The organism is Acetobacter persici (assembly GCF_018256955.1).
Taxonomy (GTDB): domain Bacteria; phylum Pseudomonadota; class Alphaproteobacteria; order Acetobacterales; family Acetobacteraceae; genus Acetobacter; species Acetobacter persici.
The window spans coordinates 1-14534 of sequence record NZ_JAERKU010000007.1 but is presented as its reverse complement, the minus strand read 5'-3'; the positions used below and the strand labels follow the sequence as shown (position 1 = coordinate 14534).

At 53.3% G+C, this 14534-nt stretch carries 10 protein-coding genes; 5 read left to right on the top strand and 5 right to left on the bottom strand.

All coding sequences use genetic code 11. From position 1 onward, the window contains the following. Window positions 1-102: 102 nt before the first annotated feature. The gene (dinB, locus tag JK199_RS09345; protein ID WP_212375444.1) at window positions 103-1191 is read left to right on the top strand and encodes a DNA polymerase IV; all 1089 of its coding nucleotides are present in this window, start codon (window positions 103-105) and stop codon (window positions 1189-1191) included. Between the two features lie 596 nt (window positions 1192-1787). Here the strand turns inward: dinB and JK199_RS09340 are convergent. Next, window positions 1788-2270 carry a hypothetical protein gene (locus JK199_RS09340; RefSeq protein WP_244985045.1) on the bottom strand — a complete coding sequence of 161 codons (483 nt, stop codon included), beginning with the start codon at window positions 2268-2270 and terminating at the stop codon, window positions 1788-1790. Between the two features lie 282 nt (window positions 2271-2552). Beyond that, a complete protein-coding gene (locus JK199_RS09335; protein ID WP_212375442.1) occupies window positions 2553-4391 on the bottom strand; it encodes an HAD-IIIC family phosphatase in 1839 nt (612 codons plus the stop codon). 981 nt (window positions 4392-5372) lie between these two features. On the opposite strand from JK199_RS09335, the gene JK199_RS09330 reads away from it, so the two are divergent. The 3 genes from JK199_RS09330 to JK199_RS09320 all read left to right on the top strand — a co-directional run bounded on the left by JK199_RS09330 (window position 5373) and on the right by JK199_RS09320 (window position 7624). Then, complete coding sequence (locus JK199_RS09330) at window positions 5373-6548, top strand: CgeB family protein (protein WP_244985044.1); 1176 nt, start codon at window positions 5373-5375, stop codon at window positions 6546-6548. After that, a complete protein-coding gene (locus JK199_RS09325) occupies window positions 6545-7321 on the top strand; it encodes a glycosyltransferase family 2 protein (RefSeq protein ID WP_212358605.1) in 777 nt (258 codons plus the stop codon). The genes JK199_RS09330 and JK199_RS09325 overlap by 4 nt, the downstream gene beginning before the upstream one ends. A 108-nt stretch (window positions 7322-7429) precedes the next feature. Further along, the gene (locus tag JK199_RS09320) at window positions 7430-7624 is read left to right on the top strand and encodes a hypothetical protein (RefSeq protein WP_212375437.1); all 195 of its coding nucleotides are present in this window, start codon (window positions 7430-7432) and stop codon (window positions 7622-7624) included. Here the strand turns inward: JK199_RS09320 and JK199_RS09315 are convergent. The 3 genes from JK199_RS09315 to JK199_RS09305 all read right to left on the bottom strand — a co-directional run bounded on the left by JK199_RS09315 (window position 7591) and on the right by JK199_RS09305 (window position 13123). Further along, window positions 7591-10371, bottom strand: coding sequence for a M16 family metallopeptidase (locus tag JK199_RS09315; protein ID WP_212375435.1), 2781 nt, complete (start codon window positions 10369-10371; stop codon window positions 7591-7593). The genes JK199_RS09320 and JK199_RS09315 overlap by 34 nt on opposite strands. A gap of 44 nt (window positions 10372-10415) precedes the next feature. Next, complete coding sequence (locus tag JK199_RS09310) at window positions 10416-11072, bottom strand: 2OG-Fe(II) oxygenase family protein (protein ID WP_077930543.1); 657 nt, start codon at window positions 11070-11072, stop codon at window positions 10416-10418. A gap of 86 nt (window positions 11073-11158) precedes the next feature. Further along, window positions 11159-13123 carry an AsmA family protein gene (locus tag JK199_RS09305; protein ID WP_212375433.1) on the bottom strand — a complete coding sequence of 655 codons (1965 nt, stop codon included), beginning with the start codon at window positions 13121-13123 and terminating at the stop codon, window positions 11159-11161. A 230-nt stretch (window positions 13124-13353) separates the two neighbouring features. Between JK199_RS09305 and JK199_RS09300 the strand changes: the two genes are divergently transcribed. Then, window positions 13354-14505, top strand: a complete 1152-nt coding sequence (locus JK199_RS09300; protein ID WP_212375431.1) for an AI-2E family transporter — start codon at window positions 13354-13356, stop codon at window positions 14503-14505. Window positions 14506-14534 lie beyond the last annotated feature (29 nt).

Genomic DNA, 14534 nt, shown 5'->3' with positions numbered 1-14534 from the left:
CGGGACCTGAGCAAGATCAGGGCCCGTCTTTTCCAGAGCCCCGACTTCGTTTTTCCCCGTTGGCTATCCTGCTGCGCCTCAGGACGTGTTATCCTGCGCGGGATGACTGAGCCTGTACGCCGGATTATTCATATCGACATGGACGCTTTTTATGCGTCCGTCGAACAACGCGACACCCCAGAACTGCGCGGTCGGCCTGTCGCTGTCGGGCGCAGTCAGGAACGTGGGGTTGTGGCAGCCGCCAGCTATGAAGCCCGAAAATTTGGCGTCCGTTCCGCCATGCCATCTCTGGTTGCGCAACGGAAATGTCCGGAACTGATTTTCGTGCCGCCGCGCTTTGATGTGTATCGTGCGGTCTCGGCCCAGATTCATGCGGTTTTTGCCCGCTACACCCCAATCATCCAGCCTCTTTCTCTGGATGAAGCCTATCTGGACGTGACAGACCCGCTGCTGCCCCGCCCCTCGGCCACCGCTATTGCACAGGAAATTCGGGCCGCCATTTATGCGGAAACCGGGCTGACCGCATCCGCCGGCATTTCCTACAACAAGTTTCTGGCCAAACTGGCCTCCGATTACCGTAAACCTGACGGCCAGTTTGTGATCCCGCCCGGCGCAGGAGAAGCCTTTGTGGCAGATCTGCCTGTCGGGAGTTTTCACGGAGTTGGGCCTTCCACCGCAACACGAATGAACGCTCTGGGTATTTATACCGGAGCCGATCTGCGCAGGCAGACGCTGGACACCCTTGTCCGCCATTTTGGGAAAGCTGCCACTTTTTATTATGGCATTGCCCGCGGAGAAGACCCGAGACCGGTGGAACCCCACCGCCCCCGCAAGTCGATCGGTAAAGAAACGACTTACGAAAAAGACCTGCTACAGGAAGAAGCGCTCTTTGCAGCACTGGCAACATTATCACAAAGCGTCTGGCACGCCTGCACCCGGCGACAGACATCCGGGCGCACAGTCACGCTCAAACTGCGCTACGTAAATTTCCAGCAACTCACACGCAGCCGCTCCTTTCCAGACCCGGTCACGTCAGCGACAGCGCTGGAAGAAACAGCGCGTTTCCTGCTGCACCCATTCCTGCCTCTTCCCCGGCCTGTGCGCCTTCTGGGCATTACCGTGTCTTCTCTGGCATCAGCAGAAGAAAAGCCTGCCTCACGACAACTCTCACTTCTTTCCAATTTTGAGTAATATCAATCCAGAATTCAAAGTAATAAAAATTATTTTTCACTATTTTGATATTTTATATTTTCTTAAAATTATTTCTTACAAAAAAATTAAGGCTCTATACGAAAGATATACTCTGACACATGCTCTGCCAGCATCCGCAACCACACTCTAAAGACTCTCTCCCCTCGCACAAGGGACAAACACATTCCGCAACAAAGACGTTAATAAATTATTAAAAAATAGCATGGAATTTTAAGAAACCTTATGCTGATACCCGCATAACTCTTTGTCCGAAAACACCAGTATTCTCCAGCGTTTAAATAAAGATGGATTTATTCCTAAATTCGACATCAAAGCAGAATGCCGACTGATAATATCTTAGGCACCAACTATACCTGTTAGAACTAGATCGGAAAATTTTCGATTGTACGAGAAAATACAGCTTATTGACTGACCATTGGCCAATTAAGCCAATTTACAGAACAAAACGCACGATCCTGCCTTACAGGCAATGAGCGATGCCTCTGCTTCTGTTGCCGGGGACAAGCCACAGGCTTCTTCCGCCCCTCACCTAGTATCCAGATGGCTCTTCTGAATACTGGGTGAGGAGAAAGCTTTTAACGCAACGGGCGCTTTTCCTGAAAACCGAAGCAAATATAATGAATAAACGGGCCGCGTTCAAAATCAGCGACGTCCGGGTTCGCGCGCAGATAGGCCTGACTATCAAAAAGCGCATTCGGGCTGCGGCCTTCCTGAGAACCATGATTCAGGAAATGTTCCAGCGGATCGATCCCTGCGGCGCGTACATCGGGATACATATCCAGATACCAGCCTCCATCAAAATAAATGGCAGACTGGAATTCCTGATTTTCCTGCATGGACGGCTGTGCTCCGTTAATTTCATCTGGCAACGAGGCTGTCGCAGGCGCAATCTCCTGCGGCCTCTCTTCTGCTTTTGGTGCATCAACACTGGGTTCCGGAGCAAAAGCCACAGCTTTCTTAGACACTCTGGAACGGCGTGCGACCTTGAGGTCCTTTACCAACTTCGGTTCTGTTCCCTTGGCCGCTTTGGTCTGACCCTTGCTCGTACGCACACTCATATGCCAACTCACACCTTTAGATATATTCGGTTTTTTACTAATAATTTTTCGAGGATATTGTCCAGCAAAAACAGATATAAACCGAGTTTAATTTTCTTTTATGTAACGTCAAAAAACGATAATAAATGCTCCGTTAATCCTTCATTTACGCATTAACTACGATTGTTTCAATAAAACACAAGAACCATTTAATCTGTAAACTGTAATAGAACTATTTTCCAAAAAAAATGCCGCATTAAAATGCGGCATTCAAAGAAACACTTATTCGTAACGATTTCAATACTACGCAACGGCCTTGATATGAGCAGCAGTTTTAGGGTTAAGGCCTTCATCCAGAATATAATAATGAATCCCTTCCGAAACCCAGTCTTCTCTGAAACCAGCACGAACATAAACATCCCGGCAAGGAGTATTGTCGGGCAGTTCATGCACAGACGCCGTCACCCGAACATTCCCATGCGCTTTGCGAACATGGGCAACCGCCTGCGCGACAACAAACTCCTCGACTTCCATCCCCAGCACGCGGCAGCTCATAACATACTGAACAATTTCGGAATTTTTGAGATATAACACCCCAACCAGCCCGTACTCCGTGAATTTATCCTGCACATTAAATGCCAGTAGCTGCCCACCGTCCTTCAGAAAATCTGCGACTTCCTTAAAGGCCCACCGTTTGCCAGATGTATTGAACTGGTTGGTTTTGTTGGTTAGCTCGAGGGCACGTGCAAATTCAGGTTGTGCCGTGTCGGTAATATATTTGATGGCCACACGACAGTCGAGAGAAGCCAGAAACTCTTCCCGGCTCATGGCGGAGCGCGTTTCTTCCCGCTCGATCTGGCTCCGAATCATGTCTTCGCGCCGTTCAGATTCTGCTGTGAGCTGGGCAATTTGCGTCTCGGCTGACCACAGCAGAATACGCCGCGTCAGATAAGGATTGCCGCCCATCACACGCAGATCCGGGAAAGCAGAGGCCACTGCGGCCCGCTCTACAGGATTATCGTCCACAAAAACCACGCTCTTGGGCTTGATGTTGAATTCCTTGCAGATCGCCGCGATATTTTCCGCCTTGGGCTGCCAGTTGATTTTCAGAGACGCAAAATCTTCCAGAGAGACAAATCCGGGGTTGACCACATCATCCCACCTCTGCCTGACAGTCTCATAATCATTTTTTGAGCAGATCGCGACGAGAATACCGCGCGCACGCAGGTAATGGATTGCCTCCCAGATCCCTAGCGGCCAGCCGTCCGTACGCGGCCAGGGCTGCACGTCCGGGCGATAATGCTCTGCCAGTTGCCCCCGCCACAGGGTATTATCGAGATCAAAGATAACAGCCTTGACCTGATCCACCTGATGCACCGTGCGATAGGACGTCACAATCTGGCGGTAAATTGCATCCAGAAACTCCTCGCGCCTGACAGGATACACTGTCTCCAGAGGCGGGATAGGCTCATTACGGGCGATGGCTCCAAAGTCATCCCAATCCTGAAACGCCACCCCCCCGTGTGAATAGAAATAAATGACATCATCCAGAATATGTCGTTTCCCAATCGCACTGGCGACGGCGTCCACATCCAGCACATAGGCATTTTTATAGGTTTCGACACGCTCATTCAGATAGTCATTCAGGCGATGAACCAGCGTCACAAGATCACGCTGGCTGCCTTTACCCCGCAGGCTGGACGCACTGCTCATTTGCGGCACAATAAAATTCGAGACGAATGTCAGCAGTCCGTGTGATTTATTGTAAACCATTGCTGCAGAGAGCATGACATCCAGAAGATTTTTCGCATCTTCAAAAACTGTCTCGGCAAAACCAGGCTCGTTGAAGCGAAAGCCCTCGATAACCCGATCACTCAGAAGGGTCCGCAAAGGGATCTGGACATATTGCAGATCATAGCCTTCAACCGGGGATGGCGGCTGCGGAGGAAGAATGCTGACAAAGTTATAGGGAATATAGTCAAAAGTGGTCTCAGGATAACGGGCCTTGAACTGTTCAAAATACAGAGCGGTCAGGCAGGAACCGATCAGAAGAACCCGATCAATTTTTTTTTCCGTCCGCTCCAGATCGGAAGGAAACAGAAATTCTGCCGCAGACATACCCTGTTCGACTTCTTGCACCATGATAACTCTGTTCCTGCTCCGCTCGAATATCTCAACGCACTTTATGCCGCGCGCTTCTACCTCTTGGACGCGCTTGCGCGCCTCCGGTTCATCGCGGCATCATATTAAGATATCTACATCACTTTTCGAAGCATTGGCAGTAGCCAGAAAAAGAAAAGCTGTGTCCTTCTATAAAAAAAGACAAAAGATTTTTTTTATCGACGCCCTATGACTTATATAGATTGCTCAGAGCAAAGAGATACCCCCCTCAAGAACATATCAATTCTTCCTGAGCAATTAATTTTCCTTCTTTGAGCCGCAAGTATTCATCACATAATAAAACGCTATTTTAGCTTGAGACTACGCAATCTCAGAGCGCAAACAAAACCGTTAACGAATATCAAAATATTCATTTATTTAAAAATTATTTCATTGTGCCGTTACAAATTTATTTTGATGAACACTATTGCTGCGGCTAATTAATTTGACTTTATGTTTGTTATTTTATAACAATATCTCCTTGCATTTGTCACATAATACCGGGAAGTTCGTCGTTCTCAGGACAATATTTTTGCGGTATGCTTGCCAAGACTTCACAAGTTACATTTGGCACAAACGGGAAATATAATGGCTACTCTAACAGCGTGGAACAAAAAAGACATAAAAACGATAGTTGATTCAGAGAAATTTGATCTTGATTTTTATTTTTCCGAAAATCCTGATGTAAAAAAATCAGGTCTTGATCCTATTGTTCATTATGTTCTTTACGGCTGTCAGGAAAACAGAAACCCCAACGAAAATTTTAATACCGAAATTTACTATAATCTTTACAAAAACGTTATTGGCCAGGACGAAAACCCGTTTGCTCATTATATAAGAAATAATGAAAATCTTTATTTCTTTGAAAAAGGCCTTCTTCAGGAATACGGTTATGATTCCATCAGTAATGCCCTGAATCGTCTGAAAAAATATCCGTTCTTTAGCTCAGATGACTATCTCCGGATGAATGCCGATATTTCATCCGCCAAAATGTCCCCGGTCCGTCACGCATTGCTTTACGGGATTGGGGAAGGGCGTGAAATCTTCTCCAAGCGGTCGATCGTCAGTTTCCTGGGCAAAGAATGTAAGAACGACATCGACTATAAAATTAACAAAGACGACACCAGCGACGCACTCCCCAAAACCGTCGGCGTCTTTTACCATTCAGAAGGCAATTCCTTTATCAAGGAACTCGCCGAGTGTCTGGATGACTACCTCAAGAATAGTGGGATCAATTCCCGCGTCATGACGGAAGATACCCCGGAAGAAGACGCCCCCGAACTCTGCATCTTCTGCGCACCGCATGAATTCTTCTTTCTTTCGGGGAATGAGACCTGGAAAAAAGATGAAATCATCAAGCGTTCCATCATGTTCAATACAGAGCAGCCGCAAACACTGTGGTTCACCCGTGGCATCATTTACATCATGATGTCCGCAGGCGTGATGGATCTGTGTTACCAGAACCTGAAATCCTTCTCGGATGTCGGTCTGAACGTTTTCCACTTTGATCCACCCGTGGAAATTGAGGCCTGCGCCCTCTCTGCGGAAGACAAGACGCATCCGCTGTTCCGTGTGCTGCCCCAGCCTGCGCAGAAAGCCTCTTCTCCGTTCACGCCTATCAATGAGCGCAGCATTGATGTCAGCTTTTTCGGTAATGCCTCCCGCAAGAGAGAGAAGTTTTTCTCCCGTGCCGCAGCATTCTTCGCCGACTATCAGAATTTCTTATATTACCGGAAGGCCGATGGTCCTATTCCCAGCTCCGGCCTGTATGACATTCTCTCACGCCTGCCGCGCTACGTTTCTGAGAATTCAAAAATTTCGCTCAATATTCACCGTGATGATAACTGCTTTTTTGAATGGCACCGTATTGTCAAACAGGGCATGGCATCCGGGTCCATTATTGTGACAGAAGAATGCTTCCCGCATCCTCTGTACAAAAACGGTGAGCATTATCTGACTGAAACACCGCGCCATATGCCCAATCTGATTGAATGGCTGATCCGCACAGAAGAGGGTCAGGCTGAAGCCTCCAGAATTCAGAAAAACATTTTTGATGTTCTGCAAAACGAAGACATCTTCAATTCCAAAAATCTGGACCTGAAAAACTATATCTCTTCCGTGTGGAGCAACCTGAAATGAGCATTCTGAAACCCTGGGCTCCGGCTGGTAACGTTGAATTTTCGTTCAAGAAAAAATCGAGAAAACCCAAAGATCTGGTGACAGTCTGCGTCACCAACTTCAATTATGCGGCTGTTATCTGTGAATGTCTGGACTCCATTGTTGACCAGACGCACGAGAATATTGACCTCGTTGTTGTGGATGATCTGTCTGAACGTGATGAGTCTATCGCGGTCATCACGGAATGGATGGAAGAGAACAAGCAGCGCTTCTACCGCGCGACCCTGATCCAGAATAAGCGGAATCAGGGACCGTCTTTTTCCCGGAACGTCGCCTTTGAAAATGCTTTAGGTGAAGCTGTCTTCATCATGGATGCAGACAACACCGTTTACCCTAAAGCTCTGGAAAAGACGTACGCCGCCCTGATTAACGGTGGTTTTCCAGCCGTTTACACCCAGATTGAAGAATTTGGTGACCGCAAGGGCATTGGCCATGCCGATATCTGGGACCCAGCCCGGATGAAGCAGAACAACTATGTAGACGTTATGGCCCTGATCCGTAAGGATGCGTGGGCGCGTGTCGGCGGCTTCTGCCATATTGAAGAAGGCTGGGAAGATTATGATTTCTGGCTGAAATTTATTGATTGCGATCTCAGCCCCGGATACCTGCCCGAAATTCTGTGCCGTTACCGTGTTCACAACACATCCCGCACGGCCACGGAAGCCCTTTCTGCGCATTATGACCTTGAACTGGTGATGGAGTTCCGCCACCCGTCGCCTCAGAAAGAAAGCTGACTTTTCTGAGATCAGCTATCTGGTCAGACCCCTCGGGGTCTGACTGTCTTTTCCCCTACTCTGAGACGCAAGACTTCCTATCTGCTGATTTAAGAAATAGAGAAGACAATGCCGTCCACCTTCCTGAGTGTGGCTGGCGTTATTTTATACTTCAAAAATCTTTTAGCCTGCCTGCCTAAAACAGGCCGCAGGTTTATTGCACCAAAACGCAAGCCTTTAAAAACCCCCCGTTTTCTTCATGATATTTCAGAAGAAAACGGGGGTTATTTTTACCAGGTCGGGGCTGGCCCTTTAACAATCTGAGCCAGATCATCCGGACGGATCCATTTCTGGAATGCTGCCTGCACTTCAGCGCCCGTTGCTCTGTAATAAACCTGCGCGGCGCGGTCGGTATTATCCAGTGGCAGTCCAAGCTCCTCCAGCCCCAGATATTGCGCGGCAATGCTGCTCAGACTGGCACGACGCAGCGGCAAGCTCCGCAAAAGAGAGGCTTTTGCCAGAGACAATTCATCCTCCGTCGGGGGAGCCGTCTGCATGGATTTCAAATCCTGCAACGCAGCAACACGGGCTTTACCAACTTTATCCGGATCTGATCCGTATTCAATATTATAAGAGCCCCGTGTACGCCCCCAGTCAAAGCTGCTGCCCACGGAATAGACATAACCAGTTTTGACCCGCAGATCCCGATACAGGCGGGAAGAGAAGAGACCACCACCCAGCACCTCATTGCCAAGCTGCAACAGGAAATGGTCCGGGTGAGACGCCGTCAGGCCCAGCGTTTCCGCCAGCACCACGCTATCCTGCACGCTGCTTTTGTCAGGCACATTGGCACGGGACGCTTTGCTGAGCGGCACAGCCGGCAAATCCACCACCGGCTTTGGCCCGTCTGCTTTCCAGCCGCCAAAAGCCTGCTCTACCACAGAGCGCGCTTTTTCCGGCGTGATGTCACCTGTCACAACAATTGTCGTGAGGTCAGGCCGCCAGGCTGCCTGATAGTATTTCAGCACATCATCCCGCGAAATGCTCATGAGAGATTGCGGTGTGGCGTGACGCAGTTCCGGATCTTTTGCAGGCAAAAGGGCCGTTTTAATCGCCTGCCCGAACAGGAAGCCGGGAGACACCAGCAAACCGGCCTGCCCCTGTGCAGCCTGCATCCGCACAATCTGAAATGCCTTTTCCGGGAAAGCCGGGTGCAGCTCATTTTCTGCAAGCAGAGCAATACCTTTTTCAAAATCAGGCGTTAAAACCTGAAGTGAGAAGCTGCTCCCTGCACTTTCCCATGCCGGAATATCATCCAGTGCTTTCTGGAAGCCCAGACGGTCATGTGTCGCCGTACCGTAGGAGAACAGACCCTCCGTCAGGTCCTCCACCCCTTCTTTGCCCTCTGGTTCCTGCATGGCCGCGTTCTGGCGGATTTCACCGGAAAGCTGAATGGTGTGGCTGACGTGAGACGGCCAGACAATTAGCTTCAGGCCATTGGGCAAGGTGCTGACGACCGGCTGTGGCGTGGGTTTAGGTTCTTCCAGATGGGACAGGGCATTTTCTGCCCAGTCCGGCAGTTTAACCGGCTTGTCAGGCGTAGAGGCAAAGGATTCCGCACCACCAAATCCTTTTCCGGCCACAGGCTTGCCAGATGCTTCCGGCGTCAGCACTGCGGTCACAGCGTGAGCGGGGTCCAGCAGTTTTGCGGCCAGACGATTAACCGCCTCCGGCGTAACAGCCTGATAGGCGGCAACGATATCGCCCGGTGCGTCAAGATTATGGAACGCCAGCGCGGTGGACCACTGGGCCGCCAGACCACTCACAGAGTTTGCGGAAAACTGAAGCTGGGCAATTTCCCGCTTTTTCGCTGCTTCCACCAGTTCCGCCGGAACGCCGTCTTTACGGATTTTCTCCAGAACACCGCGCAGATCATTCAGGGCTTTTGCGGAATCTCCTCCTTTGGGAAACGCGGCAAGCGCCAGACCAAACCCTGCTTCTTTTTTGGGCGCGTATTCAAAACCGGCAAACAGCGCCTTGCCCTGCGGCACCAGATCATACAACGCGCCGCGCTGGCTCCCCAGCACGTCAGACAGAATATCCGCAACAGCAAACGAGTCCGCCGTGCGCCCCGGCATGGGGTAGGCGAGCGTTGCAAAGCCCACCGGATAATCCGTCGGGAAGCTGAGCGTTTTAGCCGGAGGCGGCACCGGAGCCACTTTTGGCCGCTCCGGCAGGGTTTTACGCGGCACAGCCCCGAAGGCCTCCCGCACCTGATCCAGCGCCGTCACGGGGTTTACATCCCCCACAATGACCAGAACCGCATTGTTGGGCGCATACCATTTTTCGTAAAAAGCGCGCAGATGGGCTGCATCTGTCTTCTCGAAGGACGGACGTGTGCCCAGCGCGTCATGCGCGTAAGGTGTCCCTGCAAACAGGATGGACTGCAACTGTTGCAGATACAGATAGGCCGGGCTGGACAGATCCCGTGAGACTTCCTGCTCAATCGCCCCGCGTTCCTTGCTCCAGTCTGCTTCAGACAGAGTCAGACCTTTCATGCGCAGAGCTTCAATTTTCAGAAGAACAGGAAGGTCCTGTGCCTGTGCGGTATAGAAATACTGCGTAACGTCCTCAGTCGTGTCCGCATTGTAGCTGCCGCCCAGACGGGTGCCCACAGCAGCTAACTGGTCCTTATCCAGCCCTGCACTGCCGCGGAACATCATATGTTCCAGCGCATGGGCAGTGCCAGGGAACCCCTCCGGCGCTTCTGCCGAGCCAACCAGATAATTGATTTCCGTTGTCACGACGGGTGCCAGACGGTTGGGCACAATGACCACCCGCAGGCCGTTAGGCAGGATCGCGCGCACCACCTGCGCACTGCTGAGAGCCGCAGGCACCAGCGCAGACGGAGCCTGTTGTGCCAGAGCCGCCTGTATAGACACGACTGAGGATAGCGCTGTGCCTGCCAGAATGGCCGCACCCAGAATAAGAGGCGAGACGCCAGACGCCCGTAACCGCGCCGGCCTGCCAGACTGTTTTACAGTGCCTGATATAGAAAAGGGAAAAGCCATTCTTAAATCCTTTGTCCGTATAATTTATTTACAGAAATCAGGCTTCAGACACTGACACCCGGCAGTGAGAATTTTTTCGCCATAGCCGACAACTGATGCCGCCGCAGTTCAGACCGGGCACGGGCATCTTCCGTCATATAATTCAGCTGAATGGTGTAACGCTGGCCCACAAACTGCCGATGCCCATGCCATGTGGTGGGGCCGTTAGGGAAAATCAGCAATGTGCCTTCTACGGGCGGCACTTCCTTGGCATAATCTTCAATATCATGCGGGCCACGCAGCAGACGGACACAGCCTTCCTGCTTCTGCCAGCTCTCTTTTTCCGCAGGGTTCAGATACAGCAGAACCGTCACGCGCTTGGCGAGGGAATCTGTGTGAATCCGGCCATCCTTCTCCCGCGTGCGGCCACGGATGGTCAGCATTGTGGGCGCGTGGTCCAGATCAAGATGGAATTTTTCCGCAATAATCCGCCGTAGCTCCGGCCCTTCCATAGCTTCCACCACAGACTGCATCAGTGGGGAAAGTGTCAGGGCCGAAGGCGGGAAAGACCCGCCAGAGCGGATATCCGGCAGGCTGGCAAACAGCCGGGGCAGATCATCCTGCCGGATAAAATGCGGGACAACCACATGCGGAAACGGGTCAGCACAGACAGGTGCTGTAGCCAGAGCCGCATAATCCGGCTGTATTGAGGTGTCTGACATGGTCTTGCGTTCCGTCCAGATATGAACCCTTTGCAAGACGAACGGTAGAAGGGAAGTGCGGCAGGAACAAGCCCTGCCCCCCTTTCTTACGGCCCGATAGCCCGGTAACAGGCATTTTTCAGGGCAAACTGCTTCACGCCCGCAGGCAGCGTGTTCAGCCGCTCGGTCTGGGCCATCATGGCCCGCCCTTCCGCCGACCAGCTTGCCGGACGCACCTTCGGGCTGCTGAAGCTGCCGCTGACACGCACCGGAATATCCAGCGCAAAACGCCCGGTTGTGGAGGCCTGACTGCCAAATGTCAGATCAAACCACTTCCTGTTCAGGTCAAAACGGGCATTGGCCGCCACGGTGCCATCCCCTGTCCGGATGCGCAGAGGCAGAGCCTGCCCCACCCCGGCACGGGAACTCACCACGCCGAGCATACAGGCCACCGGCGTCATACCTTTGGGCTTGTTAAACAGCATCCGCAAATCAGCCGAGACAAGGCCGATCACCTTACGGTCCAGACTGCCGCTGGTCATGGAGACAGCGGCCGCCACATCCGCCGCATGCACAGCCGCGTTCAGCGTCTTCTGGGTCGCATCCGCCCGCATCTGCATGTCCACCCGCCCTTGCAGCGGCACAGGGCCAAAGCCCAGAACCTGACGCAGTTTTTCAATATCCGCGCCAGAGACATTCACGGACGCCCCGACATGCGACGCCCCTTTGTCAGCCGCCTCAATTTTACCGGAGGCCTTCAGATTGGCGCCGAGATAATCAAGGCTCAGCGTATCCACCGCAACAGCGCCGGGGGCGACAGACGCCGCCAGCGTCATGTTTGAGAACGTCAGAACATTGTAGGACAGTTTTTTGACGGACAGATGCGCATCAACCAGCGGGTCCGGCGCGGGATCAACCGTGAGCGGCATATCCGTCTGCGTCGGGCTGGCGGCTTTCTGATGGCTGAGAAATTCATTCAGGTTCAACTGACTGAAGGCAATATCCGCGGTGATATGATCCGGCTTGCCGTGGCTACCTTCCACAAGGCGCATCAGGGTGATGGTCATGGGGTTGTCCTTCACCATCCCCTGACCCTGCGTGACGCTCCACAGATCTCCCTCATGCTCAAACTGGCCGGACATCTGCACGGCAATATCCTGCTGCGCGGGCAGACCGGCAATCTGCATCATCGGGCGGGAGGTCGGGCTGTTAAAGGTGACAGCCCCCCTGATACCATCGGCGTTGATCGGGTCCGTCGCCGTCCCCCTGAACGTGATGGTCATGTCACCAGACTTCGCCTCCATATCTATCCCATAGGGCGTTTTTGTCTGCCGCAGGATGGAGAACGGCTGCATGGTGGCTGTCATGGTCACCGGGGTGTCATTATACGCTCCGTCAACCGCCAGATGGACGGGTTTGTCCGCACCCTCTGTCTGAAGTGTGACGGTTTTCAGCGTGGTGCGGAACTCGGAACCATGCGCCGTGCGGTAAATAACCTCCCCCTTCTGCACAGCAACATCAAGCGCCGTGGGGTAATCACTCCGGTCGTCCGGGGCGCTCTGGGCCGGATGTGGCGCGGGCTTTGCTCCGGCTTCCGCCTGCTTGCCGAACCGCCAGTTTGGCACGCGCTGCGGCGTACGTTCCACCATCACATACACATCTGAAATAGCGACATGCCGCACCAGCATCGGGCCATGCAGCAGGGAGGACACATTCACTTCCGCAGCAAGATGCCCAACCCGCACCATATCCGGCCCCGTGCCGCCGGGAATATTGGCCAGACGGGCATTGGCAATCTCAACCTTCAGCCAGCGTCCGGGCGTGACATGCAGGCTGCCGATTTCCACCGTCCGCCCCAGAGCCGCTGTTGCGCGGCGGGCAACAAAACGCCCCAGATCAGCCTTGCTGAGAAAAACCCAGCCAGCCCCGCCAGAGGCTGCAACAAGTGCGACAGCCCCCACGCCCCCCCACAGCGCCCAGAAGCCCGCACCGCGCCGTCTGGTCTGGCCACTGGCCGGGCCGCTCTTCTGGCTCTCGGGTCTGGCGGCGTTATCACTGGTCTGATCTGACATTCAAATCCTCAATTTCCCGCACCCTGTTTCCAGCCGGAACGATGCGCTTTTTCTGCCCGCTGGCAGGATCGGGGGCTCTTGTAGGAAAAAATGACGCCCCCGTCATGTCCATGATTGGCATAGCAGAGAACCTCAGATACCTCTGTGCCTTGCCGGGTCGTCTTTCTATCCCCACTGTGGCGGCGGAGCAGCGCAAAGAGCCTTCCTCCCTGAGGATGAAAACGGACGAAATGACGAACAAGACCCTCCCCCCCAGTGACATACCCGCACATCAGACACGAGTCGTTCTGGCTGCCATGACGGCGGTGGGGATGATCCTCTGCTCGCTCTGGGTTGTGCGCCCCTTCCTGCCAGCCACCATCTGGGCCGTGACAATCGGGATCACCACATGGCCCCTGCTCCTGCATATTCAGAAATTTCTGTGGGGCAGCCGCGGGCTGGCGGTCACCGTAACCTGTCTGGTGGCGCTGATGGTCTATGTCCTGCCCTTCTGGCTGGCGACCACCACCGTCCTGACGCACACGGCAGAACTGAAAACCCTTGCGGATTCTGCTCTGGCGTTCCGCATCCCCTCAGAACCGCAATGGATCCAGCATCTGCCGCTGATCGGCCCCAAAACAGCCGACTGGTGGCAGCAGATTGAAAATGTACGCCTGCCGCAGCTCGCCAACCGGATTCTGCCTGACACGGGCAAGGTGATCGGCTGGGTGCTGGATTATGCGGGCAGCTTTGGCATGCTCGCGCTGCAATTTCTGCTGACCCTGATTATTCTGGCCGCCCTCCACACACGTGGGGAGGCCGCCGCCAGTCTGGTGATGAACTTTGGGTCTGCTCTGGCGGGGGAACGCGGCCGGGAGATGGTTCTACTGGCCGGGCGGACCATCCGGGGCGTGGCTGTGGGTGTGACCGTAACGGCGATTGCGGAAAGCGCGGTCGGCGGGGTCGGCATGGCCTTAACCGGGGTGCCCTGGGCCAGTATTCTGACAGCCGTGACCTTTATTGTCTGCCTGCTTCAGGCTGGTCCCGGCGTGACGCTCATTCCGGCGGTGATCTGGATGTTTTTCTTGCGCGGCGCTGGTCCGGCCATTGTGCTGCTGGTGTTTACCATTCTTGCGATTGTAATTGATAACCTTCTGCGCCCCTTCCTTATCCGCAAACAGGCCAATGTGCCGCTGGTGCTGATTATGGTGGGTGTGATTGGCGGGCTGGCGGCGTTCGGGCTTGTGGGGATTTTTGTCGGACCGATGATATTGTCCGTCACCTATACACTCGTAAAAAGCTGGCTTTCAGAAACAGATTTCCAGACGTCTGATCTGAACGACCCTCTGCCAAGCCTGCCCGCAACGGCACAGACCCGCCCCTCCACCACTGAGACAGAGTGAGGTGGCCTTCCGCGCAGCATAGTAGGGGC

Coding starts and splice junctions, on each gene's coding strand:
- dinB (WP_212375444.1), top strand. CDS start 103: ATGACTGAGCCTGTACGCCGGATTATTCATATCGACATGGACGCTTTT.
- JK199_RS09340 (WP_244985045.1), bottom strand. CDS start 2,270: ATGAGTGTGCGTACGAGCAAGGGTCAGACCAAAGCGGCCAAGGGAACA.
- JK199_RS09335 (WP_212375442.1), bottom strand. CDS start 4,391: ATGGTGCAAGAAGTCGAACAGGGTATGTCTGCGGCAGAATTTCTGTTT.
- JK199_RS09330 (WP_244985044.1), top strand. CDS start 5,373: ATGAATGCCGATATTTCATCCGCCAAAATGTCCCCGGTCCGTCACGCA.
- JK199_RS09325 (WP_212358605.1), top strand. CDS start 6,545: ATGAGCATTCTGAAACCCTGGGCTCCGGCTGGTAACGTTGAATTTTCG.
- JK199_RS09320 (WP_212375437.1), top strand. CDS start 7,430: ATGCCGTCCACCTTCCTGAGTGTGGCTGGCGTTATTTTATACTTCAAA.
- JK199_RS09315 (WP_212375435.1), bottom strand. CDS start 10,371: ATGGCTTTTCCCTTTTCTATATCAGGCACTGTAAAACAGTCTGGCAGG.
- JK199_RS09310 (WP_077930543.1), bottom strand. CDS start 11,072: ATGTCAGACACCTCAATACAGCCGGATTATGCGGCTCTGGCTACAGCA.
- JK199_RS09305 (WP_212375433.1), bottom strand. CDS start 13,123: ATGTCAGATCAGACCAGTGATAACGCCGCCAGACCCGAGAGCCAGAAG.
- JK199_RS09300 (WP_212375431.1), top strand. CDS start 13,354: ATGACGAACAAGACCCTCCCCCCCAGTGACATACCCGCACATCAGACA.